Genomic DNA, 26,776 nt, shown 5'->3' on the forward strand with positions numbered 1-26,776 from the left:
CCCGGAGGCGAATCACGGCCCGGACAAAATCATCCGGGCCGTGAAATCCTAGCTGTACAGGGCGACGGGCGTCCCGGCCAGGACGCTCATGTTCAGCAGGCCGCGCGTGGTGATCGAAGGGGTGACGATATGGGCGCGGTTGCCCATGCCCATCAGGATGGGTCCCACTTCGAGGCCGTCTGCCCGCATTTTTAGGGCGTTGCGAACGCCCGAGGCGGCATCGGTGCCGGGGAACACCAGCACATTGGCCACGCCTTCCAGCCGTGATCCGGGGAAGATGCGGTCACGCAGCGCCGGATCAAGCGCGGCATCGACATGCATCTCACCATCATACATGAAATCGGGGTTCTGGTTGTCCAGTATTTCCAGCGCCGCGCGCATCTTGCGACCGGTATAGGTGTCGAGATTCCCGAATTGCGAATGCGCGCAGAGTGCGATTTTCGGGGTCATCCCGAAGCGGCGGACATGGCGCGCCGCACCCACAACGACCTCGGCGACCTGATCGGGGGTCGGGTCGTTGTGGCATTGGGTATCGGCGATGAATAGCGGGCCATCTTCGAGAATGATCATCGAAAGGGCGCCGACAGGGTGCAGGCCGTCGCGGGCCAGAACCTGACGGACATATTGCAGATGCCATGAATATTGCCCGAAGGTTCCGCAGATCAGGCTGTCGGCCTCGCCCCGATGAACCATGACCGATGCAATGGCCGTGGTGTTGGTGCGCATGATGGCGCGTGCGATATCGGGGCTGACACCGCGGCGGGCCATCAAGTGGTGATATGTTTCCCAATAGTCACGATAACGGGGGTCGTTTTCGGGGTTCACGATTTCAAAATCGCGATCCGGGCGAATCGGCAAACCCGCCCGTTCGGCGCGTGATGCCACGACATCGGGACGTCCGATCAGGATCGGAGTATCGGTTGTCTCCTCCAGCATTGCGTTTGCCGCCCGCAAGACCCGTTCGTCTTCACCTTCGGCAAAGACAATGCGGCGTTCGGTGGTCGCGGCGGCCTCGAATACGGGGCGCATGATCAGCGCCGAACGGAAGACCGACCCGTCCAGCTTGCGCTTGTAGGCTTCGAGATGTTCGATCGGGCGCAGGGCAACGCCGGTTTCCATCGCGGCCTTGGCAACCGCGGATGAGACGACCCCGACCAATCTGGGATCAAACGGTTTGGGGATCAGATAGTCTGCGCCGAAAGTCAGCGTTTCACCGCGATAGGCTGCGGCGGCCTCGGCGGCGGTGGTGGTGCGCGCCAGAGCTGCGATGCCCTCGACACAGGCGATCTTCATCTGGTCGTTGATGGTTGTCGCGCCGACATCCAACGCACCCCGGAAGATGAAGGGAAAGCAAAGAACGTTGTTGACCTGGTTCGGATAGTCGCTGCGTCCGGTGGCAATGATCGCATCCGGCGCCACGGCGCGGGCATCTTCGGGCAGGATTTCGGGGGTCGGATTGGCCAGCGCAAAGATGATCGGGCGGCTGGTCATTTTTTCGACCATCGCAGGTTTCAGGACGCCCGGCCCCGACAGGCCGAGAAACAGATCCGCACCTTCGATGACGTCATCCAGCGTGCGCAAATCGGACGATTGCGCATAGGCCGCCTTTTGCGGGGTCATGTCCTCGGACCGGCCTTCATGCACCAGCCCGTGAATATCGCAAAGCCAGACATTCTCGCGCCGGACGCCCAGCTTCAGCAGCATGTCCAGACATGCAATCCCGGCCGCACCGCCGCCGGTGGACACCACCTTGATATCTTCAAAGCGTTTGCCCGCGACACGCAACGCATTGGTCGCGGCGGCGCCGACCACGATCGCGGTGCCGTGCTGGTCGTCATGAAATACCGGGATGTTCATCCGCTCGCGGCAGATTTTCTCGACGATGAAACAGTCCGGGGCCTTGATATCTTCCAGATTGATCGCGCCGAAGGTCGGTTCCAGCGAACAGACGATATCCGCCAGCTTTTCCGGGTCGGGTTCGTCTACCTCGATGTCGAAACAATCGATATTGGCGAATTTCTTGAAGAGCACAGCCTTGCCCTCCATCACCGGTTTCGAAGCCGCAGCACCGATATTTCCAAGGCCCAGGACCGCGGTGCCGTTGGACACCACCGCCACAAGGTTTCCGCGCGCCGTATAGCGGCTTGCGTTTGTCTGGTCGGCCTTGATTTCCAGGCAGGCCTCGGCGACGCCGGGGGAATAGGCCCGCGACAGGTCGCGGCCATTTGCCAGCGGTTTGGTCGCGCGGATTTCCAGTTTCCCCGGGCGCGGGAATTCATGGTAATCCAGTGCCGACTGGCGGGCGGTGTCCTGCCTGCGCTCTTCCATCTTTGCCTCTCCGGAATTTGTAATGATTTACCGTTAAACCAATTCTTGTCCGGGGAACAGCAGGCTTGCGCTTGCGTTGCGGTTGACGGGCAAGCAAGATTGGCCGGGTTGGTACAAAGGGTCACAAAATGACGCTGATGGAATGCGCAAGAGAGGTCCGCGAGGCGGCCTATGCACCATATTCGAAATTCAAGGTCGGTGCGGCGGTGCGCGGGGCTTCGGGCAGGATATACCGGGGCTGCAATGTCGAAAACGTGGCCTATCCCGAAGGCACCTGCGCAGAGGCGGGGGCAATCGCCGCAATGGTTGCCGCAGGCGAAACCACGCTGACCGAGGTCGCGGTGATCGCCGACAGCCCCGATCCGGTTCCGCCATGCGGGGGGTGCCGGCAGAAACTGGCCGAGTTCGGCCAGGGGGATACGCCGGTCCTGCTTGGCACAACGGACGGGAAGATCATGACAACCACCATTCAGGATCTTCTGCCCGGTCGTTTCGACGCCAGCCATATGGAGAATGCCGAATGACAGATCCCCGCCCCGTCATTGCCGCGATTCGCGACGGGCGCGGGCTTGACGGCCCCGGTGCAGCACTGATTGCCCAAGGGCTTGCCGACGGATCCGTCAGCGATGCACAGGCAGGGGCTTTTGCGATGGCCACGCTTCATCGCGGGCTGGGCGAGCGGGGGCGCGTGGCGCTGACACGGGCAATGCGTGATTCGGGCCATGTCATGCAATGGGATCTGCCGGGGCCGGTTGTCGACAAGCATTCGACCGGCGGTATTGGCGATACGGTCAGCTTGGTTCTTGCACCCATGCTGGCGGCATCCGGCGCCTATGTGCCGATGATCTCGGGGCGAGGTTTGGGGCATACCGGTGGTACGCTGGACAAGCTGGATGCGATTCCGGGGTTCAGATGCGATCAGCCTGAATCCGAGTTTCGCCGGATCGTTGAAATGACGGGATGCGCCATCGTGTCGGCCAACACCGAAATTGCGCCTGCTGATCGACGTCTCTACGCTATTCGTGATGAATCGGCGACGGTGGAATCCATCGACCTGATCACCGCCTCGATTCTGTCCAAGAAGCTTGCGGCAGGTCTGGATGCTCTGGTGCTGGATGTGAAAATGGGCAGTGGCGCGTTCATGCGCAGTGCACAATCGGCCCTGGACCTTGCGCAATCACTGGTGACGACCGCAAACGGGGCAGGGTGCCGTTGTGCGGCGCTTGTGACAGATATGGATCAGCCCTTGGCGCGCAGTGCCGGCAATGCCTTGGAGGTCAGCGAAGCCATTCGTGTGCTGCGGGGCGAGGGTGGTGCATTGCGCGATCTGTCTCTGGCGCTTGGTGACGAGATCTTGCGTCTGGCCGGGCTGGCGGGCGACGAGAGTTCGGGCGGTGGACTGGCGAAGGTTCTTGATTCCGGTGCCGCGGCAGAGCGGTTTTCGCAGATGGTGGCAGCCCAGGGCGGTCCGCGTGACCTGATCGAGCGGCCTGCGACCTATCTGGCACATGCCCCTGTGATCCGCGCGGTTCCGGCCCCGTCGGGCGGGCGCGTTCACGCGATCGACGTCACCGCGCTGGGGCATGCTGTGGTCGCGCTTGGCGGAGGCCGCGTTCGGGCGGATGATCGGATCGACCATCGCGTGGGCCTGGATCGCATGGCGAAGCTGAACCAGGAGGTTGGCCCCGACATGCCCTTGGCCTTTGTCCACGCGGCCGATGAAATTGCCGCAGAGGTTGCGCGCAAGGCTGTGCAGGATGCATATCATATCGGTGACGGCGCGCCCGCCCGCCCGCTGATCCGACAGAGGATTCCATGCAATGAGTGAGAACCGGGCATTTCTGATCGTGATGGATAGCGTCGGCATTGGCGGCGCGCCGGATGCGGGGCATTTCTTCAATCGGGATCTGCCGGATACGGGTGCGAATACAGTCCTTCATATTGCCCGCGCAAAAGGGCTGACCTTACCGGTTCTGGATGGGCTTGGCCTGGGCGCTGCGCTGAAGCTGGCTTCGGGGGCGGATGCGCCGGGGCTGGGCAGCACGCCTGAAGGGCTGTGGGGCGCGGCGACAGAACGGTCACCGGGCAAGGATACACCATCCGGGCACTGGGAAATCGCCGGTGTTCCGGTGCCATGGCAGTGGCACTATTTTCCCGACGAAACGCCGGCCTTCCCCGAACACGTGACCCGGCGGCTGTGTGAGATGGCCGGCACCGAAGGCATCCTTGGCAATTGCCATGCGTCGGGCACGCAGATCATCCGTGATCTGGGTGCGCGCCATATCAGTTCGGGCTGGCCGATTTGCTATACATCTGCCGACAGTGTTCTTCAGATCGCCGCTCATGAGACGCATTTCGGGCTGGACCGTCTGTTGACGCTCTGCGCCGGCGTCGCACCGATGTTGCATGACATGAAGATCGGGCGCGTCATTGCGCGCCCCTTTGTCGGCGATGATCCTGACGGATTTACACGAACAGCGAATCGTCGCGATTTTGCCATCGCCCCTCCGGATGACACGATTCTGGATATTGCCGCTGCGGCGGGGCGTATGACCCATGCGGTCGGCAAGATCGGGGATATTTTCAGCCGTCGCGGAATTGCCCGGGAACACAAGGGAAAATCCGATGCCGATCTGGCAGAACATCTTGTGCGTTTGGGTGGGCTTGCTGAACCGGGCAGCCTGACCTTTGCCAATTTTGTCGAGTTCGACAGCCTTTACGGACATCGCCGTGATATAGATGGATACGCTGCCCAGCTTGAGTGGTTCGACCAGATTGCCGGGCGTTTCATTGCCACGTTGCGGCCAGGCGATCTGGCGATTTTCACCGCTGATCATGGCAATGATCCCAGCTGGAGCGGCACTGACCACACGCGCGAACGGGTGCCGGTTCTGGGCTATGGTCTGGGGCACAAGGCGGTGGGACATGTGTCCTTCAGTGATATCGGTGCGTCGGTCATGTCCCATCTGGGGCTTTCCGCACCCCATAGCGGAAAGTCATTCCTGTGAAGAAAACCGAATTGCATCTGCATCTCGAAGGCGCGGCCCCACCTTCGTTCATTCGCGCAATCGCTGCGGAAAAACGTGTCGATCTGACAGGCGTGTTCGATGCGCGCGGACATTACGCCTATGATGATTTTCCCGGTTTTCTCAAGGTTTACGAGGCCGCAACCAGTGTGCTGAAAACCCCGCGAGACTATGCGCGTCTGTTGGCCGAGGTGTTGGAACGCTCGGCCGAGGAAGGGGTGATTTATACCGAATTATTCGTGTCGCCCGAATTTTGCGGCGGTGCCGATCTGTCCGCCTGGCGCGATTATCTGGGTGCCATGACCGAAGTTTCCCAACAGATGAAAGGAAACGGAATCGAAAGCCGCGCAATCGTGACGGCGATTCGCCATCTCGGACCGGACCGGGCGCGCAAATCTGCAATCTGTGCGGCGGAAACCGCTGGTGACTGGATCACCGGGTTTGGCATGGGTGGGGCAGAGACCGTCGGCAAGGCAACCGATTTCACCTGGAGCTTCGATTGTGCGGGCGAAGCGGGGCTGGGTCTGACCTGCCATGCGGGGGAATGGGGCGGCCCGGAAAGCGTTCGCGAAGCGATCGCGCTGGGATGCACGCGCATCGGGCATGGCGTTCGTGCGATTGAAGATCAGGATCTGGTGCGTGATATCGTCGAACGTGACATTCTTCTAGAGGTCTGTCCCGGTTCGAATATCGCCTTGGGGCTTTTCCCCGACTGGGCTTCACATCCGATTTCGCGCTTGGCTGATGCCGGGGTCAGGCTGTGCGTTTCGACCGATGATCCGCCATTTTTTCATACCAGCCTGCGCCATGAATACGAACGACTTGCCAGCGCCTTCGGTTGGGGCGAAGAGGAGTTCCGAAAATTCAATCAATGGGCGGTGGAATCGTCCTTCTGTGACAACGAGACGCAACAGCGTCTGAGAAAGGAGTTCGCGTGACCCAGCCGCATCTGACCGTCATTACCCATCCGCTGGTGCAGCATAAGCTGACGATCATGCGCAAGCATGATGTGTCGACTGCCGGGTTCCGTCGCTTGTTGCGCGAAATCAGCCTGTTGCTGGCCTATGAAGTGACGCGCGAACTGGAACTGACGACGACCACCATCCAGACGCCGATGTGCGAAATGCAGGCGCCGACGCTAGAGGGCAAGAAGCTGGCCCTGATTTCGATCCTGCGGGCGGGCAACGGGCTTCTGGATGGTATTCTTGAAATGATCCCATCGGCGCGTGTCGGTTTTGTCGGCTTGTATCGTGACCCCGAGACGCTGAAGCCTGTCGAATATTACTGCAAGGTGCCCAATCTTCTTGATCAGCGCATGACCATCGTGGTCGATCCGATGCTGGCAACGGGCAATTCGTCGGTCGCGGCGATTGACATGCTGAAAGAACGCGGGGCGAAGAACCTGCGCTTCCTGTGCCTGCTTGCCTCGCCCGAAGGCGTCGAACGCATGCGCCAGGCCCATCCCGATGTTCCGGTCTACACGGCTTCGCTTGATGAGGGGCTGGACGATCACGGTTATATCGTCCCCGGTTTGGGCGATGCGGGTGACCGGATGTTCGGCACGAAATAGGGGCCTGTTAACGCCGCCTTCAGCCCTGCTGGTCTATCACGGATCTAGAAAATGATTCGTGGAAGGCTGATGCGGTTCCTGACTATGACAATCCTGGTGGCGGTATTGACGCGGACGGTGGGTGCCGCGCCGGTGCCGTTTCCGCCGGATGATTTCAATGGCACACAATATGTCGATCGTTCGGGCTGCGTGTTCAGGCGGATGGATGGCGTCTGGGTGGCACTGAAGGACCGCGCCGGCGGGGCGGTTTGCGGGTTTCCTCCGACATTCCAGGACGTTGTTTCGGGAACCGCCGCGCCGGACCCGCAAGGCAAGCTGCTCGGTCAATTGGCGGCCGGCATGAAACAGGGCGAATTCATCGTCGACCCCCGCCCTGTCGAACAACGCGCCCCTGCGGTGCCTGATCAGCAGGATGGGGCACTTTTGCAAGAAATCGAGGCGGTCACCCGGGCACAGGCGGGTCAAGCCAGGGCGGGGCGTCCCTCGGATCTTTGTGCCATGCTGGGCTATGCGCCTGACAAGGATATGAAAACCGGGTTGGGGCAGGATGTGACAATGGGCCTATGTCCGGGAATGCGGGCAAGCTCGGATATCCAACCGGCCAATAAGCCCGTCAAGAAGGCCGCAATCACGAAGGCTGCAGCCAGCGAGGCGACGGCAAACGGATCCCAGATCGTGCAGGATCGCCGTAGCCCCGAAAAGCCGCGGTCGAAACAATCGACGAAAGAAAAATCGTCGAAACCAGCGATGCAAAAGCAAGTCAAGAAACCGGAAGAAGCGGTCGAGATGATTCCGCCAACCGCACGGTTTGTTCAGGTTGGCGCCTATGAAGGCAACGAAAATGTCATGATCATCATTCGCCGCCTGTCGGAACTGGGCTACAAGGTTGCCCAGAAACGTATCCGCCAGAACGAAACCGATATCCGGATCGTGTTTGCCGGGCCATTTACCAACCGCAAAGGTTTGATCGCCGCATTGAACGAACTGCGTGCCTCTGGCTATCCAAAGGCGATCGCAAGATAGAGGATGTCCAGAAATATCGGCTTGCGGGGGGAATCCTGGCCCACAGGCACCATTCACCCGTTGTCAGTCGTCGCGGGGGCGCAGTTCGGTGATTCCCAATGCCGCCGCGCGCGCAAGATCGGGGTCCAGCGACATGCCGATATATTCCCCACGGCGCCACAACCCCGCCAGATCGTCGTAATGGCGCGACAACGGGTGCCCCGATTGGCCGGTTGAGGTAATGAAGACCGAGCTGTCGGGATCGGCCAGGTCATAAACCCCGCGAAATCCTGCTCCGGTCCGGGCACCATAGGGATGTTTCTGGCCCCCAAGCAGGCCGCTTTGGGCCATGGTGAAATCACCGCCCGAAATCGACTGTGTCAGGTTGACGATCCAGCCTAACCCCGCCAAGGAGCCCAGTCCCGGATGGGTATGGACGGCCTGATGCAGATCGCCCCAGCGCCAGCTTGTGACCTGGGGGCCGAAATCTTCGCTCAGATCAAGGATCGCAAGATCCAGCGCCTGACGCGCGATGGTCGTGCAATCTTCCTGCGGGGCGCTTTGCACGATGTCGCACCAGCGGGCGGCACCATTCCGGTTGCGGAACACAGCATCGATAAACGAAGGGTGCAACGACCTAATGTCGTCTGCGATCGGGCCCAGATCATCGCGGATCAGCCGATCCTGAAGCCGCTTCATCCAGGCGGCATAGATCAGCGGTTCGGGCAGATGCTCACTCATGCTGCCGTCCCATTCGGCCAACAGAGACAGGGCGTCTTGTCGCTGGCGTTCGATGGTGCCGGGTGCTGCGGGGTCGCCGTTGAACCACAGATTCGCGCCAACCAACGGCAGCAGGGCACGCGCCGCAGGGCTGATGATATCCAGCTGCGTTGCGATGAAGCTGTCACGGGAATGCACTTCGCGATCCTGAATAAGTCTGGTCAAGCGTCCCTGACGCAGAGAATCGGGTTGCTGTTCCTCGGTCGCGATCAGGATTCCCCCCGTCTTGTCGATCAGGTCGCCGTCGGTATCACCGGGGGGCTGCCAGTTTGCCGCCTCTAGCCAGCCCGGCGCGGGCATTCTTCCGGCGGTTGGATGGTTCGCGGCGCGCCGCGGAATCCGGCCTGCCTGAATTTGCCTGATTCCGTCTGAATCCGCCAACGAGACTGAAATCGCGGGGGCCACCACGTCGCGCAACGCGTTCCTGGCGCTATCGGTGTCAGGCGCGCGCATCAGGCCGATCAACGCGGACATCGTGCTGTCATCGGCCGACAATCCGGTCCAGCGCAGCACAGGGACATGGCCCATGGGCGTGACATCGCGCAGACCCGGATCAAGTCCGGGTATAACCGGGCCGTTTTCGGTTTCCCGCAGGATGATGGCCTGCGGTTGCCCATCGAGGATCCGGATAACCTCGTTCTGCGTGGCGAAATCGGTCCAGCCGTTTCGCCCACGATAGCGGTCCGGGTTCCCGGGCTGGATTTCCTCGATGGCGATATCGGCGTCGTCGACTGGGGTCGGTGCGATCCCCCAGGCCAAATGCGGATTGCGCCCCGACAGAACGGCAGGAATGCCCGGAATTGTCGCGCCGATCACACCGCCTGAGGACAGCTGCAGACGCGCCAGATAGAATAATGACGGCGCCGTCAGCGGGGTGATGATATCGTTGGCCAGCAATGCGCCGCCCGCAGCGGTTCGTTCAGGAGATGCGGCAAATCCGTTGGCGCCCAAGCCCTGACCGGGTTTCAGAAAAGTCGAAAGCACGGTCCCGTTGGACGAGGGCGAGGTCTTGGCAGGCGTTGCAAACCGTGCGCCGGGAAACAGCGACGCATAGACCGGTTTTTCTGATGATGTGGCTGCGGCGTCCAACAGATCCGGTCCGTATTGCGGGGACACGAGGGACAGGCGCGCGCGCAACACCTCATCCGCGACGGCATTGGTGGCGCTTGCGGCAATCAGTTTGAGGATTGCAAGGGAATCGGTGGGTTGCCAGTAGGAAATCTGATGCGGGAACAGAAAGAATTCGGGCGCGCCACGTCCCAGCGCGTTTTCATTCACCTCGGCGATCCATTGGTTCACCCCGGCCGCATAGGCATCGAGCGCGGCGCGCGTGTCGTCGTCCTGAACGTCAAGGGAGGCGCGTGCATTGCGGTAAAGGCCCAACCTCCGGGCCAGGTCGTCGCTTGCGAAGGCCCCGGGGCCTTGTATCTCGGACAGGCGCCCTTGGGCCGCGCGGCGCAGCAATGTCATCTGAAACAGCCTGTCCTGAGCATGGGCGACGCCAAGCGCAAAAAACATGTCCTTGTCACTCTGGCCGAAGATATGGGGAACATTCTCGGTGCTGCGCACGATTTCGACCGGAGCGCTCAATCCATCCATCCGATAGGTCGCATCATAGTCAGGCAGCGAGCGGATCGAAAAATACCAGGTCAGAACCGCGCCCAGCAACAACAACAGGATAAGGGCTATGGTCAGCCTGAGCAGCCAGCGAAATATTGTCAGCATAGGGGTGTTTTTTCCATGGACCGGTCGCGGAAGCCTTGGCGCTGGTTGCGGGATCTTGACCCGGGCGCGCGGGGGTGTTGGTGTGACCCATAAGACAGCCGCGCGACCATTTCAACGGAGCGCTTGGTCGCGCCATGCGCGAAATGCCGGGCGGTGTGCAAATTAACGGGAAGGAAGTTGCGATGGCCAAGTTGGCATTTCTGGGTCTTGGGGTGATGGGCTTTCCGATGGCCGCCCATCTGAAGAATGCGGGCCATGATGTCACGGTCTATAACCGCAGTTCATCCAAGGCCGATGCCTGGGTCAAGGCCAATGGCGGGCAGAGTGCGCAAACCCCCGGACAAGCGGTCGCGGGGGCCGAGTTCGTCTTTGCCTGCGTCGGCAATGACGATGACCTGCGTCAGATCTGTGTCGGGGATGACGGTGCCTTTTCCGGCATGTCCGACGCGGCGGTCTTTGTGGATCACACAACGGTTTCCGCCGCCGTCACACGAGAACTGGCAGAACAGGCCAGGGGGCTTGGTCTGGGCTATGTCGATGCACCAATCTCGGGCGGGCAGGCGGGTGCCGAGAACGGTCAACTGTCCGTGATGTGTGGCGGTGCACAGGCGGATTTCGACCGGGCTGCCCCCGTGATTGGGGCTTATGCCAAGATTTGCCGGCTTATGGGGGATGTCGGGGCCGGACAGATGACCAAGATGTGCAACCAGATCGCGATTGCGGGACTGGTGCAGGGCCTGTCTGAATCTCTGGCCTTCGCGCAAAAGGCCGGTCTGGAGATCGAAAGCGTGGTCGAGGTGATCAGTCAGGGCGCTGCGGGCAGCTGGCAGATGGAGAACCGGCACAAGACCATGGCCGCAGGTGAATTCGAACATGGTTTCGCCGTGAACTGGATGCGCAAGGATCTGGCGATTTGCCTTGCCGCCGCCGATGAGGTGGATGCATCCTTGCCCGTGACGGCGCTGGTGGATCAGTTCTACAAAGAAGTTCAGGGCATGGGCGGCGGACGATGGGACACCTCGGCGCTGATCGCCCGGCTGACGCGTTAGGCTCCGCACGGGCCGCGATGTAACCGCTTGATTTCGCGACACCGGGCACGCAACCTGATGCGATTCTGGGAGGGAGGGGTTCTGAGATGCATGGCCTGATGATGCACCGTCCGCTGTTGCAGGGCGAGTTGCTTGACTACGCAGCCGAGGGTTTTCCCGAGGCCGAAGTCGTCTCGCGGCGCGTCGAGGGTGACACCCACCGGCAATCCTATGGCGAAACGCGCGCTCGTGCGGTGCAGCTGTCATTCGCGCTTGAGCGGCTGGGCATTACCGGCGGTGATCGTGTCGCAACACTGGCCTGGAACGGCCATCGCCACCTGGAGTTGTATAACGGCATCTCGAATATTGGTGCGATCTGCCACACGATCAATCCGCGTCTCTCGGCGGAACAGATGATTTACATCATCCGCCATGCCGGGGACCGGTTGCTGTTTGTCGATCTGACCTTCGTGCCGCTGGTCGAGGCGATCAAGCAGCATTTTCCCGACCTGCGATACGTGATCATGACCGATGCCGCGCATATGCCCGAAAACCGGCTTGATGCGTTCTGCTATGAGGATTTGCTGCAGGGTGAAAACAGTCAGCGGGTCTGGCCCGAATTCGACGAAGGCACGGCTTCGGGGCTGTGTTATACGTCGGGGACAACGGGAAACCCCAAGGGCGTGCTTTACAGCCACCGTTCGAATGTGCTGCATGCCTTTTCGGTTGCGGCGACAATCGGACCGGATCTGGGCAAGCAACCGCGGATCTTGCCGGTCGTTCCATTGTTTCATGTCAATGCCTGGGGGTTGCCCTTTTATGCGCCGCTGGCCGGGGCCAGTCTGATCATGCCGGGGCCATATCTGGATGGTGCCAGCCTTTGGGATCTGTGCGAGGCCGAATCGGTGCAAAGCGCGTGGGGCGTGCCGACCATCTGGCAAGGGTTGCACGCAGAAATCGTCACGCGCGGGCGCAAGCCCGCCGCGTTGCGTCACGTTGTGGTCGGGGGCAGTGCGATGCCCCGCAGCCTGACGGCAGCATTTGAAGACATGGGAATCGATGTCAATCACGCGTGGGGCATGACGGAAACATCACCGCTTGGCAGCCAGGGCTCGTTGACGGCCAAGCAGATGTATCTGCCTCGGGAACGACGTCTGGACCTGAAATCGGCGCAGGGCCGGCGTGTATACGGTGTCGACATGAAGCTGGTCGATGAAGATGGGACATGCCAACCTCATGACGGAGAGGCGATGGGGCGCTTGTTCGTGCGCGGCAACACGGTCGCCAGCGCGTATTACAGGAATGAACAGGCCAGCGCCGACGCGATCGATGCCGATGGCTGGTTTGCGACGGGCGATGTCGCCTCGATTGCGCCCGGCGGTGTGCTGACCATTCGCGACCGCGCCAAGGATCTGATCAAGTCGGGCGGCGAATGGATCAGCTCGATCGATCTGGAAAACCTTGCCATCGCTCATCCCAAGATCGCCCAATGCGCGGTGATCGCGATGCCGCATCCGAAATGGGGCGAGCGCCCGTTGCTGGTGGTGAAATCAGTGGCGCCCGACGATCCTGCGACGCTGGACGATATCAAAACGCTTCTGTCGGCGCATCTGGCACAGTGGCAAATGCCTGACGATCTGGTTTTCGTCGAGGATATGCCGCTGACCGCGACCGGAAAAATCAGCAAGCTTACCCTGCGGGAGCGGTTTGCCGATCATCCGATGCCGTAGCCAGTTTACCGGTTAAGGGTTGGCTAACCCTGTGCGGTGCGATGCAGCACATATAACCTGAGGGCCGTGGCCAGCCCGATTTCGGGCGGGCGGGCGTGATCGATCTGGCTGATCAGCGCGGCGCGGGTGATTGCATGGCGCCCGGCCTCTTTGTTCAGGGCTTTCCAGAAGGCATCTTCCAGTGAAACAGATGTCCGGTGTCCGTCGATGGTCACCGAGCGTTTCAGCGGTGGCGTCATGACGGGTAAATCAATGGTCATCGCGGCGATGGGCATCGAGGTTGGTTTCAGCACGTTCCGTCAATGCTTTGCGCAATTCGCGCTGTGGCTTGGCTTCGCCGAATTTCATGGCGTTGCGATCGCCCAGTTTCCGGCGATCCATGCGATCACGTTGCTTGCGGGCCTGTCGCAGATTGACGATCTTGGTCACGGTGGTCCTCCGATGGCGACATGATCTGCCAGTTCACGCCGAACCTGTCGGCGACCCAACTATATCGTGAAGTGCCTGCAAGCGCATCATCTTGCAGCATGACCTGACCTTCGGGGCGCAAGATCGCGCCGATGCGCGCGGCATCACCGGGGGCCGAGCAACGTATCAGGACAGTGATAGGCCCGTCGTCGATATGGCGGTCCTGGCAATCAGCAGGGCGCAGATCCAGCACCAGATCGCTGATACGGATGCGGGTTGGTCCGTCGGGGGCCGTTGCCGGTGTCAGGATCCGCAGGTCCGGAAATGCGGCAGACCAAAGCGCGATGGCATCCGCCACCGCGCCCTGAATGAACATCATTGGAACCCGGGGGTTCACCCCTTGGGGCCGATCATGTCCTCGGGTCGGACGATCCGGTCAAAGGTTTCGCCGTCGACGAAGCCCAGGGCGATCGCCTCTTCGCGCAATGTGGTGCCGTTCTTATGCGCCGTCTTGGCGACCTTGGTCGCATTGTCATAGCCGATGGTGGGGGCCAGCGCCGTCACCAGCATCAGCGATTCCTTCATCAGCTTGTCGATGCGGGCGGTGTTCGCCTGAGTGCCCAGAACCATGTTGTCGGTAAAGCTGCTTGCGGCATCGCCCAGCAATTGCATCGACTGGATGACGTTATAGGACATCATCGGGTTATAGACGTTCAGTTCGAAATGACCCTGTGAGCCAGCGAAGCCGATCGCGGCGTCATTGCCCATGACATGTGCGCAAACCATGGTCAGGGCCTCGGCCTGGGTCGGGTTCACCTTGCCCGGCATGATGCTGCTGCCCGGCTCGTTTTCCGGCAGGATCAGTTCGCCCAGACCGGAACGGGGACCCGAACCCAGCAGGCGGATGTCATTGGCGATCTTGAAAAGGGAACCCGCAACGGTTTTCAGCGCGCCCGAGAAGAACACCATCGCATCATGTGCTGCCAAGGCTTCGAATTTGTTGGGGGCGGTGACAAAGGGCAGGCCGGTGATCTGCGCGATCTCGGCCGCGATTGCACTGTCCCAGCCCTTTTTGGTGTTCAGGCCGGTGCCCACGGCAGTACCGCCCTGTGCCAGTTCGTAAATGTCGCTCAGGGCCAGCTTGACGCGTTCGATTCCCTTGGCGACCTGATGGGCATAGCCGCCGAATTCCTGCCCCAGCGTCAGTGGCGTCGCGTCCTGCGTGTGGGTGCGGCCGATCTTGATGATGTCCTTGAATTCTTCGGCTTTGGCGGTCAGGGCGGCGTGCAGTTTTTCCAGGCCGGGAATCAGGACATCGCGCGCCATCATCGCGATGCCGACATGCATCGCCGTAGGAAAGGTGTCGTTGGACGATTGGCCCATATTGCAATGGTCGTTGGGATGAACCGGCTTTTTCGAACCCAGCTCGCCGCCAAGAATTTCGATGGCACGATTGGACACGACCTCATTGGCGTTCATGTTCGACTGGGTGCCCGATCCGGTCTGCCAGACGACCAGCGGGAAATTGTCGTCGAACCTGCCTTCGAACACTTCGGTCGCGGCCTGTTCCATGGCCTTGCCGATGCCGGGGTCCAGATCACCGTTCGCCATGTTGACGCGTGCAGCCGCCAGCTTGATTGCGCCAAGGGCGCGAATGATCGCGACGGGCTGGCGTTCCCAGCCAATCGGAAAATTCCTGATCGAACGCTGTGTTTGCGCGCCCCAGTATTTGCTGGAATCGACTTCAAGAGGTCCGAAGCTGTCGGTCTCGGTGCGGGTCGTGGTCATCTGGAAAGGCTCCCTCGAGGTTTTCGAGGGAATGTCTAGCCGCAGCCACGCGGATTCGCAATTCGTATACAAAGGTATGCGGCGGTGGACCTGCCCGGAATATCGGGCCGGGCCGATCTATTTGCGCCAGCGATCCAGTTGCACGACTTCCCCGCCGCCGGGACCATCATCGGGACCGTCGCCTTCATCTTCGACATCCAGTTCGAACTCGGCGTCCTCGTCTTCGTCATCCTCGTCGTCATCGGGCGATTCAAACCGCAGGCCGAATTCGACCGAAGGGTCGACAAAGGTGCGCAGCGCGTCAAATGGAATGCGCATCGGCTCCGGCGAATTGCCGAAATTCAACGTGATCGAGAAGCCGTCTTCGTCCACCGTCAGATTGTCGAACCAATGCTGGATCACGATGGTCATTTCTTCGGGATACCGCTCGCGAAGCCAGTCGGCCATCTCGACACCGTCATCACGTGTATCGAAGGTAATGAAGAAGTGATGTTCGCCGGGCAGGCCGTCGGTTGCAATGCTGCGCAGCACATTGGCGATCAGACCCTGCATGGCCCGATGCATCATTCCGCCATAGTCGATACCCGAGCTGGTCATGCTCTCATCCTTCGTTATTGAACGCCAGCATAAGGGCGCGGTTTCAGATGTGAAAGGGGGGGATTCCAACGTTATCCGATTCCGTCGCCATGATCCGGTGGTGCATTGGGCCGCAACCGCCATATGATGGCATGATATAGCTTGCGTACCAGAGGGCGGAACAGGATGCATAATTTGTTCACGCGGCGCCATTTCATGACGCTGATTGCTACCGGTGCGGCATATCCGTGGCTTGGGGCAGGGCTGTCCGCCGGTGGCACCGGGGGCGCGGTAGCGCCGGACGCCACCATTGCATTCAGCGGCCATTCCATGATCGCGGCGATTTTTCCCAACGACAATCATGCCTATAATGACGGCGTGGATTTCCCGTCGCTTTGGCAGGGAAAGGCCCATTTCGATTTTATCGGCGGGTCTTCCAACGCCAAGCGCTGGCGGGCCAAGGGCTTTGCGCGCACGGGCAATTACGATCGGCTGGTACTGACGGAGTTGGGTGATCTGGAACGCGGGCTGGCTGACCCTGCCTCGCCGCAGGGGCGGCACAATCTGCAATATCTGTATTGGTTCGCGATGACAGCCATTGCAAAGGGCGCGGAACCCGTTCTGTTCATGCCATGGTCCCCGCGTTCACCCAATCTGGATGCGCAGGCCTTGCCGGTGTTTCACTATGAACGGCAATGGCTGGAACAGCATACAGGCCACAAGATCCAGATCATTCCCGCAGGGATATTTGCCCGGGCCGCGCGCGAATACTATGATGATGACGATGCGTTATTCGTGGATCTGGTGCATTGGCGGGCGAACAGCGCCATGCCGACCGGACTGGCGTATCTGACCTATCAGTTCTTCGCGCGCGAACGCGTCAGGAACCCGTCACTTTATCCCGAGATGGAAGAACTGGCCTGGCAGGTCTTGCAGGATTATCGATGGGCGGGGTTCGGGGGAACCCAAGATGTGCCGGCCCTGACGATCAAAGACCCGCTGCCGGAACCCGCGCCCTTGCCGGACGCGGGCTAGGGTCAGGATCAGCCCGCGGCGTCCAGCGCCGAGATGATCGCGCCGAAATCAGATGCCTTGAGGCTGGCCCCGCCGACAAGTGCGCCGTCCACATGTGCAATAGAGAAAATCTCTGACGCATTGGCGGGTTTTACGCTGCCCCCATAGAGCAGGCTGATATCCGCAGCGTCAGCAACCGCTGCAGCCAGCTTGTTGCGCATAAAGGCGTGGACCTCGGCGATCTGGTCGTTGGTCGGGGTGCGACCCGTGCCAATCGCCCAGACCGGTTCATAGGCAATGACGCAATTCCCGGCATGCGCAGCCTGGGGAACCGAGCCGGACAACTGCCGGCCAATCACGTCCAGCGTCTGCCCGGCGTCGCGTTCGGCTTCGGTTTCGCCAACGCAGATCACCGCAACCAGGCCCGCATCAAACGCGGCGCTGGCTTTTTGTGCGACATCGGCGTCTGTTTCGCCATGATCCGCGCGACGTTCAGAATGGCCCAGGATCACATGGCTCGCACCCGCGTCCTTCAGTTGCGCCGCCGAAATGTCGCCGGTATGCGCACCCGAGGGTTTGGCATGACAATCCTGACCGCCAATGGCGATCGCGTGATCGCCCACACGTTCTTTCATCGCGTGGATCAGAACAGCCGGGGGGCAGATCAGAATGTCGCAGGACGCATTGCCATGCGTGCCGCACAGGCTGTCGATCTCGGCCAGTGCGGCAAGATCGCCATTCATTTTCCAGTTGCCTGCAGCAAGTTTACGCGGTGCCATATTCGCCTCCTTCACTTTGGTATTGGATTAGGAGGTCGGGGGGGCGGACGCAATGACCTTGCGGTCATGAAATTCTGGTCAGTGGTTCTACTGGTCCGAAGTGCGGCTGCCTTCCAGGGGTTCGAACCGCACCGATTCACCACAGCCGCAGCTGTCGGTGACATTGGGGTTGCGAAACTTGAAGCCGGATTCAAGCAGATCGGTCTGATAGTCGATCTCGGTTCCGAACAGGAACATTTGCGCCATTGGGGCAATCATCACCCGCGCATCGCCCTGTTGGACGACTTCTTCATTGGCGTCGGGGGCTTCGGCCAGCTCCATGGTATATTCCATGCCGGCACATCCGCCTTTTTTCAGGCCGATCCGCAGCCCGAAGGCGTTCTTGCCCGACATCAGTCGCGCGATCTGCCGTTCAGCAGCCGGAGTGATGGTGACAGGAGAGGAACCCGGAATGGCAAACATGACGTAACCCTGCATTTCAACCTGCACTTCAACATAAGTATCGCAGGCGGTTGTCTCAAGACCCGACAGGAACCGGCCATGTCGGGCCAATGGCAAGGGGATGGTTACATGAAGCCCAGTTCCAGCCGGGCTTCGTCGGACATCATGTCCATGCCCCATTGCGGCTGGAAGGTCATTTCGACATCCACCTGCTTTACGCCGGGAAGCGGTTCGATGGCATCAGCCACCCAGCCCGGCATCTCTCCGGCCACGGGACAGCCGGGCGCGGTCAGTGTCATGATGACGCGGATTTCGTTCTGGTCATTGATTTCGATCGTGTAGATCAGCCCCAGATCAAAGATATTGACCGGGATCTCGGGGTCGTAGACTGACTTGCAGGCATCTACGACCTGCTCGTATAGCGGGTGCTCGGTCGTCGAGGGCGCGATCAGGGGGGCGCCTTCCATCATCGGCTCGGTCATGTCGTTATCCTGTAAAGTCCGACGATTTATATAGGGCACCGACCGGCCCGGGTCCAGACCGGGCAACAGATTGCAGCGCAGGCCCAATGTCGCTACATACGGGCGGTTCACCTGACAGGCAGCAAGAATGACCGATCGTTTTCAATTCACGCTCAACGCCACCGATGGCGCGGCCCGGACCGGCATTATCGAAACGCCGCGTGGCGCCATTCGCACACCGGCCTTCATGCCGGTCGGCACGGCCGCCACGGTCAAGGCCATGATGCCGGAATCCGTGCGCGAAACCGGGGCCGACATCCTGTTGGGGAACACCTATCACCTGATGCTGCGCCCCGGCGCGGAACGGATCGACCGCCTTGGCGGGCTGCATGGGTTCATGAACTGGGAACGACCCATCCTGACGGATTCCGGTGGCTTTCAGGTCATGAGTCTGGCCGGGTTGCGCAAGCTGACCGAAGAAGGTGTGACATTCGCCAGCCATGTCGATGGCAGCAAACATGTTCTGACCCCGGAACGCAGCATGGAAATTCAGCGCCTTCTCGGGTCTGATATCGTCATGGCCTTCGATGAATGTCCGGCATTGCCGGCCACCGAGGATGAAGTTGCCAGGGCGATGCGCCTGTCGATGCGTTGGGCGCAGCGTTCGCGCGATGCCTTTGGCGACCGCCCCGGGCATGCGTTGTTTGGCATCATGCAAGGCGGAGTGACCCCGGACCTGCGCGAGGAATCTGCCGCCGCCCTGACCGGGATCGGCTTTGACGGCTATGCCATCGGTGGTCTGGCCGTGGGAGAAGGGCAAGAGGCGATGTTCGGCGTGCTGGATTACGCGCCGGGTTTCCTGCCTCGGGACAAGCCGCGCTATCTGATGGGGGTCGGCAAGCCCGATGATATCGTGGGTGCCGTTCAGCGTGGCGTTGACATGATGGATTGCGTGCTGCCCTCGCGTTCAGGGCGGACCGGTCAGGCATGGACCCGGCGCGGGCAGGTCAATATCAAGAATGCGCGACACCAGGATGACCCGCGCCCGCTGGACGAAAATTGCAGCTGTCCTGCCTGCCGGAACTATAGCCGTGCCTATCTGCATCACGTGTTCAAATCCGGCGAGATGATTTCGGGAATGCTGCTGACCTGGCACAATCTGCAATATTATCAGGATCTGATGCAGGGATTGCGCGATGCGATTGCCGCCGGACGGCTGGATGATTTCGTTGCCGATTTCCACGCCACGCGTGATCTGGGCGATATCGAGCGGTTATAGCAACTGGCGCGGGGCTTTTCTTTCACGAAATGACAGCGTATTGCAGCGCAACTGGCGGACGACCCGCCCAAATCGAGAAAGAGCTGAATGAGCCAGAATATCGTCACGATCACCACGACCGAGGAACTTGCACGCTTTTGCGATGCGGCAAAACGGCAGCCCTATGTCACGGTCGACACAGAATTTCTGCGTGAACGCACCTATTGGTCGAAACTGTGCCTGATCCAGATGGCCTTGCCCCCGGCGGGCTCGGCCAAGGATGAGGGCGGCGAGGCGGTGCTTGTCGACCCGCTGGCAAGCGGCCTGTCGCTGGAACCGCTATATGACCTGTTTCGCCACAAGCAGACGGTCAAGGTCTTTCACGCGGCGCGGCAGGATCTGGAGATTTTCTTTCACGACGCAAAGCTTTTTCCCGAACCGCTGTTTGACACCCAGGTCGCGGCGATGGTTTGCGGCTTTGGCGAGCAGGTCGGCTATGAAACGTTGGTGCGCAAGATCGCAAAGGCAAATCTCGACAAGTCGTCGCGGTTCACGGATTGGTCGCGCCGTCCTTTGTCGGATGCGCAGAAATCCTATGCCCTTGCCGATGTGACGCATCTGCGGGTCATATACGAGTTCCTGAACGAAAAACTGAAGGCGAACGGGCGTGAAAACTGGCTTGCCGAAGAGGTTGCCGTTCTTGAAAATCCGGAAACCTATATCACCCGGCCCGAAGAGGCCTGGTTGAAGGTTCGGACCCGCACGAACTCGCCCCGTTTTCTGGCCATCCTACGAGAACTGGCCACCTTCCGCGAGGCATATGCTCAGCAACGCGATATCCCGCGTTCGCGTGTCTACAAGGATGATGCCATGATCGAACTGGCATCGACCAAGCCTTCGAACGAGGCCGAGCTGGGCCGTTCGCGCCTGTTGCTGCGCGAGGCACGCAAGGGCGAGATTGCGGCGGGAATTCTGGCGGCGGTGAAGGCCGGGCTGGAAACCAAGGATCTGCCGCGCCCGAAAAGCGATCAGCAGGGCAAGCCGGGCAATGCGGCCCTGTCCGATTTGTTGCGGGTTTTGCTGAAGGCCAAGGCAGAAGGCGCCGGGGTGGCGACCAAGCTGATCGCATCGTCATCGGATCTGGATGCGATTGCAACGGGTGAGCGCGATCTGCCTGCATTGCATGGGTGGCGGGCAGAGGTCTTTGGCAAGGATGCGTTGCGCCTGGCGGATGGTCAGATCGCCCTGTCGGCAAAGGACGGTACCGTCCGCGTGGTGGCCGTCGACTAAGCTGCTGCATTGGATTGCCGGTGGTTCGGGCCGCCGGCCCGGTCGCGCCCTAGTCCTTGTCAGATGAAATGACCCGGAATGACGCGCGGCGCTGTTCCGGGGTTGCGTTCGGTTCTTTGGGCGCGGCCTTGGATGTTTGAGGCGCGTCGGGCGCTGCCCCTTGATCGGGACGGATGGCAGGGCGGAAATCGCGTTGCTGTTCGGCCATTCCGAAAGACGAAGGCGACGGGCGCAGGGTGGTGCCGCCATCGATGATGGGGGATACCTCATCCTCGACCAGGTCGAAGCGGCGCGGCGCGACACCGGTTTCACCTTCCGAGATCAGGCATCCCAGCGCGCGGGTCACATCGCCGAGATCGGATCGCAGCGGCAGCAACATCATGCGGGCCTGCATGGCCGGGCGCGCATATTCGCCCGGTGCGTCCAGACCCATTTCGGCGATCTGGGGCGCCTTGAACACGCTTTCCAGCACATCCGAGAACCTGCCGCGCGATGTTGGCTTGATGAAGGAACAGGCCGGCATGCCCCGAACTTCCATGCCCATCAGGTCGATCAGGTGACGCCCGGCCAGGCGAAAGCGCGCCGCGCCGGGAGCGATCCGTTCCAGGATGAACGCGTAATCCAGCACCCGATGGATGCCCCGCGGTTCTACGTCCGAACGGGCAGGAACGGCACGGCCATTGCGCAGGCTTTGCCAGTATTCGCGCATTTCCAGCATCAGGCGCCGGGGTTGGTTACGGTCGAAATCGGCAATCCGGAACAGCTGCCCCGGCGCGCTGGCCGGTTGCATCTGCGATTGCGAATTGTCCTTGCCTTTGGTGTCCGACACGCGCGCGAACCTTTGTTGCTATATCAGTCCGTAAGAGAACTCCGGAATCGGAATTCATGCAAGGCCACGATACTCTAACCGTGCGTTGATCTCCGAGTCGTTTCCTAACGATTGGTTAAGATTTGGGCAATGCTGATATTGTGACGACAGATTGCAGCCCTTGCAGGGCTTGACCAGTTGCGGCCGGTGGTCCATCTCGGCCCGTGAATATTGGTGGCAGGAAAGAACACGCATATGGAGCGGACCGGGTTGCTGATCATTCTGTCGTCACCTTCGGGGGCGGGAAAGTCGACCTTGGCGCGGCGTTTGATGGATTGGGATCCTTCGCTGCGGTTCTCGATCTCTGCGACGACCCGCCCGCCGCGCCCCGGCGAAGAGGACGGGCGCGACTATTACTTTACGACGCCCGAAAAGTTTCGCGCCTTGGTGGCCGATGACCAGATGCTGGAACATGCCGAGGTGTTCGGAAATCTGTATGGCAGTCCGCGCGGCCCCGTCGAGGCCGCGATGCGCGACGGGCGTGACACCCTGTTTGATGTGGATTGGCAGGGCGGCCAGCAGATCCGTGCCTCGGCGCTTGGCGGGCATGTGGTGTCGATCTTTGTTCTGCCGCCTTCATTGCCAGAGCTTGAACGTCGGTTGCGCAGCCGCGGGCAGGACAGCGACGAGGTGATCGCCGGGCGCATGATGAAAAGCCGTTCGGAAATCAGCCATTGGGCGGAATATGACTACGTGTTGGTCAACGATGATCTGGATGAAACCGAGACGCGCCTCAGGGCCATTCTGACCGGCGAACGGCTGCGCCGTGACCGGCAGGGCGGTCTGGGGGCTTTCGTCAAGGACCTGATGGCGGAGGGCGAGGCATGATCTGGGAACTGGCAGGGGTCGCTCCCGACCTTGCCGAGGATGTCTGGGTCGCCCCTGATGCGCAGGTCATTGGGCGCGTGGTTGCGCAGGCGGGGGCCTCGATCTGGTGGGGCGCGGTGTTGCGTGGCGACAACGAGCAGATCCTGATCGGCGCCGGCAGCAATGTTCAGGATCTCAGCGTGCTGCATACGGATCCGGGTTTTCCTCTGACCATCGGGCCGGACTGCACGATCGGGCATCGTGCGATCCTGCATGGATGCAGTATCGGTCGGGGGGCACTGGTCGGCATGGGAGCAACGATCCTGAATGGTGCGAAAATCGGCGAAGGGGCGCTGATCGGTGCCGGTGCGCTGATTGCCGAGGGAAAGGAAATCCCGCCCGGAGCCCTGGTGATGGGCGCGCCCGGCAAGGTCGTGCGCATGTTGGATCACGAGGCGCAGCAGGGGCTTTTGGAGTCTGCTGCACGTTATCGCCGGAATGCGGCACGCTATCGGTCCGACCTGAGATCGGTGTCATGCAGCGAATGATCGGGCGCAAGATCGAAACTTTCCTCGAGGCCGTGCCGCTTGCGATGCTGGCTGTCGATCATCATGCGCGCATCATCGGGGCCAATGCCGGGGCACGGGCGATGTTCGGCGAGGTGTTGATTGGCCGCCCATTCGTGACCGTGTTGCGCCACCCTTCGGTGGTCGAGGCCGTGGATTGGGTGATCGACCCAAGGTCCAATCCCGCGCCGCTGCCCGAACCGACCTTGGCAACGCCGGTCGAAGGTGTCGTGAACCTGCGGGCCGGGATCCAGGCCGATGGGCGCAATCTGGTCGCGGAAATGACGGTTTCGCCTTTGCCGCCGATTGTCGGCCGAGGGGCGATGATTGCCATTCTCGACCGCTCAGAGGCAGAGGAATCCGAACAGGTCCGCCGTGACTTTGTGGCCAATGTCAGCCACGAGTTGAAGACCCCGCTGACCGCGATGCTTGGCTTTATCGAGACGCTTCGTGGGCCGGCCCGCAACGACGCCAAGGCGCGTGACCGCTTTCTGGATATCATGGAGCGCGAGGCCGGGCGGATGAACCGGCTGGTCAGTGACCTCTTGTCGCTGAGCCGTGTTCAGTCGGATGAACGCCGCCGCCCGTCTTCGGAGGTGGATTTGCCGATGATGTTGCGCGGGGTTCTGGCGACGCTTGGGCAGGCCATCGACACTGCGGAAATGCGGGTCGAGACGTCCGGGCTTGGCGGGACGCAGCGGATCCCCGGTGATCCCGACCAGTTGGTACAGGTCTTTCAGAACCTGATCGAAAACGCGGTGAAATATGGCGGATCAGGGCATTATCTTGGGGTGACGCTGTATCGGGTTGAATACGAACCGACATTGCGCGGCGCAGCCTGGGCGGTCGAGATCGCCGACAAGGGCGACGGGATCGACGAAATCCACCTGCCACGCCTGACTGAACGGTTCTACCGCGTGGATACCCACAGATCGCGCGAACAGGGGGGCACCGGGTTGGGGCTGGCCATCGTCAAACACATCGTCAACCGGCATCGCGGGCGCTTGAAGATCGTCAGCCACAAGGGGCGTGGCAGTCGCTTTACCGTGATGCTGCCGGAAAGCCTGCGTCGCGGCTAGGCAAACCTCGTCATGGAATTTGCAGGGGTGATCATTTTCCGGCGGCCCCTCGCCCTTGCGGTTCGCATCCCCTATATGTAGCCCGACCAAGATCCGAAGGAACCCGATCATGTCGCAAACAAGTCAACCTGATCCGGCCAAGCTGGCAGCGGCGCGCGCTGCCGTGGCCCTGGTGCAGGACGGAATGAAGCTGGGGCTTGGAACCGGCTCGACCGCAGCAATCATGGTGCAGGTGCTGGCAGAACGGGTGAAGGCCGAAGGGCTTTCATTGCGGATGGCGGCGACCTCGAAGGCGACGGCGCAACAGGCCGAAGGGCTGGGGCTGAAAATCGAAAGCCTTGATGAGCTGGGCTGGCTGGACCTGACCATTGACGGCGCGGACGAGGTTGATCCCGATCTGCATCTGATCAAGGGCGGCGGCGGTGCGCATCTGCGCGAAAAAGTGGTCGCCGCAGCCAGCGATCGCATGGTTGTCATCGCGGATCCCGGCAAGGTTGTCGATCAGCTCGGGGCCTTTGCATTGCCCGTCGAGGTCTTGCAGTTCGGTTTCGAATCCAGCCGCAAATTGATCCGGCGGGCGCTTCATGGCCTTGGCCTTGGTGATCACGATGTGTTGCAGCGGTTGCGGGGCAGCGATCCCTGGATCACGGATGAAGGGAATTTCATTCTGGATCTGCCGCTTGGGGCGATTGACGATCCGGTTCGTCTTGCGCGCGCGCTGTCCTCGATTCCGGGTGTGGTCGAACATGGGTTGTTCCTTGGCATGTGCGATCTGGCAATTATCGGGAAAGGCGACGGTTCCGTCGTCGAACTGAACCGCAATGCGGATGTTGATGCCGATCTTCTGGCAGGTGAAGGAGTGGGTGCGGTATGAATTTCGACTATGATCTTTTCGTGATCGGCGGTGGCTCGGGTGGGGTGCGCGCGGCCCGGATCGCGGCGGGAGAGCATGGCGCCAGGGTCGGCCTGGCGGAAGAAAGCCGGATGGGTGGCACATGTGTCATTCGTGGCTGCGTGCCGAAAAAACTGATGATCTTTGCGTCGAACGCACCGATGATGGCGGATGAGATGCGCGGCTATGGCTGGGGCGATGCCAATGCCCATCAGTTCGACTGGGCTGCGTTTCGAAACAAGCTCGATACCGAACTGAACCGGTTGGAGGCGGCCTATACGACCAATGCCGAACGTGCTGGGGTCGAAATTCACCGTCAACGTGCAAAGCTGGTCGATCACCACACGGTGTCACTGGCGGACGGGACCCGGTTCACCGCGAAACACATCCTGATCGCTGTTGGCGGCCGTCCCGCGAAAATCGGCATTCCGGGCGAAGAGCTGGGGTTGATTTCGGATGACCTGTTCCTGTTGGATGAATTGCCGCGCCGGGCGTTGCTGATCGGCGGCGGGTTCATTGCCTGCGAATTTGCGACCATTCTGAACGGTCTCGGGGTGCAGACGGTGCAGGCCTATCGCGGTGATGCGGTCCTGCGCGGCTTTGACACCGAAGCCCGCGAAATGGCGACCCAGCAATTGTCCGATATTGGCGTCGATCTGCGCCTGGGGCTTGCCCCGACGCGGATGGACAAATCGGAAGGGGGCGTGACCGTCAGCTTCGATGACGGTTCGAGCGAAGAATTCGATGCGGTTTTCTTTGCCACCGGGCGTGACCCCTATAGCTGGGATCTGGGGCTGGAAAATACCGAGGTAAGAAGGCGCAAGAACGGCGCGATCGAGGTTGACCAGTGGTCGCAGACCTCGGTGCCTTCGATCTTTGCGGTGGGCGATGTCACCGACCGCGTCAACCTGACGCCGGTTGCCATTCGCGAAGGCCATGCCTTCGCCGATACAATCTTTGGCGGTCATGCGCGCAAGGTCAATCATGATGTGGTCGCCAGCGCCGTTTATCTGCGCCCCGCAGAACTGGGAACGATCGGCCTGACCGAAGAGCAGGCCCGCGAACGCGGCGCCGTCGATGTCTACAGCGCTGTTTTCCGGCCGATGCGCTCGATGTTTGCCGGGTCCAACAGCCGCACGATGATGAAACTTCTTGTCGACCCCGACACCGACAAGGTTCTGGGCTGCCATATTTTCGGCCCCGAGGCAGGAGAGATGATCCAGCTGGCGGCGATCCCGATTACGATGGGGGCCACGAAGGCCGATTTCGATGCAACGATGGCCGTGCATCCGACGGCTGCGGAAGAATTGGTGACAATGCGTCAACCATCGCGCCGCCATCGTCCGGGCGAGGCGTAAGA

At 60.9% G+C, this 26,776-nt stretch carries 27 protein-coding genes; 16 read left to right on the forward strand and 11 right to left on the reverse strand.

Annotated features, from left to right (window positions below; genetic code table 11):
- Window positions 1–48: 48 nt before the first annotated feature.
- Window positions 49–2,328: an NADP-dependent malic enzyme gene (locus PAF17_RS09895; protein ID WP_271888933.1), complete on the reverse strand. Its 2,280-nt coding sequence runs from the start codon at window positions 2,326–2,328 to the stop codon at window positions 49–51.
- Window positions 2,329–2,456: 128 nt separating this feature from the next.
- Here PAF17_RS09895 and PAF17_RS09900 point away from each other — a divergent pair, with 128 nt between their 5' ends.
- The 6 genes from PAF17_RS09900 (at window position 2,457) to PAF17_RS09925 (ending at window position 7,947) form a co-directional block, all read left to right on the forward strand.
- A complete protein-coding gene (locus PAF17_RS09900) occupies window positions 2,457–2,852 on the forward strand; it encodes a cytidine deaminase (RefSeq protein WP_271888934.1) in 396 nt (131 codons plus the stop codon).
- A complete protein-coding gene (locus PAF17_RS09905; protein WP_271888935.1) occupies window positions 2,849–4,156 on the forward strand; it encodes a thymidine phosphorylase in 1,308 nt (435 codons plus the stop codon). Before PAF17_RS09900 ends, PAF17_RS09905 begins: the two co-directional genes overlap by 4 nt.
- Window positions 4,149–5,336 (forward strand): phosphopentomutase, encoded by a 1,188-nt coding sequence (locus PAF17_RS09910; protein ID WP_271888936.1) that lies wholly within the window; start codon window positions 4,149–4,151, stop codon window positions 5,334–5,336. Before PAF17_RS09905 ends, PAF17_RS09910 begins: the two co-directional genes overlap by 8 nt.
- Window positions 5,333–6,292 carry an adenosine deaminase gene (locus PAF17_RS09915; RefSeq protein WP_271888937.1) on the forward strand — a complete coding sequence of 320 codons (960 nt, stop codon included), beginning with the start codon at window positions 5,333–5,335 and terminating at the stop codon, window positions 6,290–6,292. Before PAF17_RS09910 ends, PAF17_RS09915 begins: the two co-directional genes overlap by 4 nt.
- On the forward strand, window positions 6,289–6,924 hold the full coding sequence (gene upp / locus PAF17_RS09920) for a uracil phosphoribosyltransferase (protein ID WP_271888938.1): 636 nt from the start codon (window positions 6,289–6,291) through the stop codon (window positions 6,922–6,924). Before PAF17_RS09915 ends, upp begins: the two co-directional genes overlap by 4 nt.
- Window positions 6,925–6,993: 69 nt before the next feature.
- A complete protein-coding gene (locus PAF17_RS09925) occupies window positions 6,994–7,947 on the forward strand; it encodes an SPOR domain-containing protein (protein WP_271888939.1) in 954 nt (317 codons plus the stop codon).
- Between the two features lie 63 nt (window positions 7,948–8,010).
- Here the strand turns inward: PAF17_RS09925 and PAF17_RS09930 are convergent, their stop codons facing one another.
- Complete coding sequence (locus tag PAF17_RS09930) at window positions 8,011–10,431, reverse strand: penicillin acylase family protein (RefSeq protein ID WP_271888940.1); 2,421 nt, start codon at window positions 10,429–10,431, stop codon at window positions 8,011–8,013.
- A 182-nt stretch (window positions 10,432–10,613) separates the two neighbouring features.
- On the opposite strand from PAF17_RS09930, the gene PAF17_RS09935 reads away from it, so the two are divergent.
- Together PAF17_RS09935 and PAF17_RS09940 are read left to right on the forward strand one after the other, a co-directional pair.
- The gene (locus PAF17_RS09935; RefSeq protein ID WP_271888941.1) at window positions 10,614–11,480 is read left to right on the forward strand and encodes an NAD(P)-dependent oxidoreductase; all 867 of its coding nucleotides are present in this window, start codon (window positions 10,614–10,616) and stop codon (window positions 11,478–11,480) included.
- 86 nt (window positions 11,481–11,566) lie between these two features.
- Window positions 11,567–13,189 carry a long-chain fatty acid--CoA ligase gene (locus PAF17_RS09940; RefSeq protein WP_271888942.1) on the forward strand — a complete coding sequence of 541 codons (1,623 nt, stop codon included), beginning with the start codon at window positions 11,567–11,569 and terminating at the stop codon, window positions 13,187–13,189.
- 23 nt (window positions 13,190–13,212) lie between these two features.
- On the opposite strand, the gene PAF17_RS09945 is transcribed toward PAF17_RS09940, so the two are convergent.
- The 5 genes from PAF17_RS09945 to PAF17_RS09965 form a co-directional block, all read right to left on the reverse strand.
- Complete coding sequence (locus PAF17_RS09945) at window positions 13,213–13,482, reverse strand: ribbon-helix-helix domain-containing protein (RefSeq protein ID WP_334223665.1); 270 nt, start codon at window positions 13,480–13,482, stop codon at window positions 13,213–13,215.
- Entirely contained in the window at window positions 13,439–13,618 is a 180-nt protein-coding gene (locus tag PAF17_RS09950; protein WP_271888943.1) for a DUF4169 family protein, read from the reverse strand. Before PAF17_RS09950 ends, PAF17_RS09945 begins: the two co-directional genes overlap by 44 nt.
- Complete coding sequence (locus PAF17_RS09955) at window positions 13,575–13,973, reverse strand: VOC family protein (RefSeq protein ID WP_271888944.1); 399 nt, start codon at window positions 13,971–13,973, stop codon at window positions 13,575–13,577. Before PAF17_RS09955 ends, PAF17_RS09950 begins: the two co-directional genes overlap by 44 nt.
- A gap of 17 nt (window positions 13,974–13,990) precedes the next feature.
- Window positions 13,991–15,385, reverse strand: coding sequence for a class II fumarate hydratase (fumC, locus tag PAF17_RS09960; protein ID WP_271888945.1), 1,395 nt, complete (start codon window positions 15,383–15,385; stop codon window positions 13,991–13,993).
- Window positions 15,386–15,502: 117 nt separating this feature from the next.
- Window positions 15,503–15,982, reverse strand: a complete 480-nt coding sequence (locus PAF17_RS09965) for an SspB family protein (protein WP_271888946.1) — start codon at window positions 15,980–15,982, stop codon at window positions 15,503–15,505.
- A 195-nt stretch (window positions 15,983–16,177) separates the two neighbouring features.
- Between PAF17_RS09965 and PAF17_RS09970 the strand changes: the two genes are divergently transcribed.
- Window positions 16,178–16,996 carry a hypothetical protein gene (locus PAF17_RS09970; RefSeq protein WP_271888947.1) on the forward strand — a complete coding sequence of 273 codons (819 nt, stop codon included), beginning with the start codon at window positions 16,178–16,180 and terminating at the stop codon, window positions 16,994–16,996.
- An 8-nt stretch (window positions 16,997–17,004) separates the two neighbouring features.
- Here PAF17_RS09970 and tpiA read toward each other — a convergent pair whose 3' ends face one another.
- The 3 genes from tpiA to PAF17_RS09985 form a co-directional block, all read right to left on the reverse strand.
- Complete coding sequence (gene tpiA / locus PAF17_RS09975) at window positions 17,005–17,754, reverse strand: triose-phosphate isomerase (RefSeq protein WP_271888948.1); 750 nt, start codon at window positions 17,752–17,754, stop codon at window positions 17,005–17,007.
- Window positions 17,755–17,841: 87 nt separating this feature from the next.
- Window positions 17,842–18,216 carry a HesB/IscA family protein gene (locus PAF17_RS09980; RefSeq protein ID WP_271888949.1) on the reverse strand — a complete coding sequence of 125 codons (375 nt, stop codon included), beginning with the start codon at window positions 18,214–18,216 and terminating at the stop codon, window positions 17,842–17,844.
- A 104-nt stretch (window positions 18,217–18,320) separates the two neighbouring features.
- Entirely contained in the window at window positions 18,321–18,677 is a 357-nt protein-coding gene (locus tag PAF17_RS09985) for an SUF system Fe-S cluster assembly protein (protein WP_271888950.1), read from the reverse strand.
- Window positions 18,678–18,804: 127 nt separating this feature from the next.
- On the opposite strand from PAF17_RS09985, the gene tgt reads away from it, so the two are divergent.
- Complete coding sequence (tgt, locus tag PAF17_RS09990; RefSeq protein ID WP_271888951.1) at window positions 18,805–19,935, forward strand: tRNA guanosine(34) transglycosylase Tgt; 1,131 nt, start codon at window positions 18,805–18,807, stop codon at window positions 19,933–19,935.
- Window positions 19,936–20,034: 99 nt separating this feature from the next.
- Window positions 20,035–21,204 (forward strand): ribonuclease D, encoded by a 1,170-nt coding sequence (gene rnd, locus PAF17_RS09995; RefSeq protein WP_271889070.1) that lies wholly within the window; start codon window positions 20,035–20,037, stop codon window positions 21,202–21,204.
- 49 nt (window positions 21,205–21,253) lie between these two features.
- Here the strand turns inward: rnd and PAF17_RS10000 are convergent, their stop codons facing one another.
- The gene (locus PAF17_RS10000; protein ID WP_271888952.1) at window positions 21,254–22,033 is read right to left on the reverse strand and encodes a PAS domain-containing protein; all 780 of its coding nucleotides are present in this window, start codon (window positions 22,031–22,033) and stop codon (window positions 21,254–21,256) included.
- A gap of 234 nt (window positions 22,034–22,267) precedes the next feature.
- On the opposite strand from PAF17_RS10000, the gene gmk reads away from it, so the two are divergent.
- The 5 genes from gmk to gorA all read left to right on the forward strand — a co-directional run bounded on the left by gmk (window position 22,268) and on the right by gorA (window position 26,774).
- Window positions 22,268–22,900 carry a guanylate kinase gene (gene gmk / locus PAF17_RS10005; RefSeq protein WP_271888953.1) on the forward strand — a complete coding sequence of 211 codons (633 nt, stop codon included), beginning with the start codon at window positions 22,268–22,270 and terminating at the stop codon, window positions 22,898–22,900.
- Complete coding sequence (locus PAF17_RS10010) at window positions 22,897–23,427, forward strand: gamma carbonic anhydrase family protein (RefSeq protein ID WP_271888954.1); 531 nt, start codon at window positions 22,897–22,899, stop codon at window positions 23,425–23,427. Before gmk ends, PAF17_RS10010 begins: the two co-directional genes overlap by 4 nt.
- Window positions 23,415–24,524, forward strand: coding sequence for a sensor histidine kinase (locus PAF17_RS10015; protein ID WP_334223666.1), 1,110 nt, complete (start codon window positions 23,415–23,417; stop codon window positions 24,522–24,524). The genes PAF17_RS10010 and PAF17_RS10015 overlap by 13 nt, the downstream gene beginning before the upstream one ends.
- Window positions 24,525–24,633: 109 nt before the next feature.
- Window positions 24,634–25,398 (forward strand): ribose-5-phosphate isomerase RpiA, encoded by a 765-nt coding sequence (gene rpiA, locus PAF17_RS10020; RefSeq protein ID WP_271888955.1) that lies wholly within the window; start codon window positions 24,634–24,636, stop codon window positions 25,396–25,398.
- The gene (gorA, locus tag PAF17_RS10025) at window positions 25,395–26,774 is read left to right on the forward strand and encodes a glutathione-disulfide reductase (RefSeq protein ID WP_271888956.1); all 1,380 of its coding nucleotides are present in this window, start codon (window positions 25,395–25,397) and stop codon (window positions 26,772–26,774) included. The genes rpiA and gorA overlap by 4 nt, the downstream gene beginning before the upstream one ends.
- Window positions 26,775–26,776: the final 2 nt, after the last annotated feature.

Source organism: Paracoccus onchidii (genome assembly GCF_028294535.1).
Classification (GTDB): Bacteria; Pseudomonadota; Alphaproteobacteria; order Rhodobacterales; family Rhodobacteraceae; genus Paracoccus; species Paracoccus onchidii.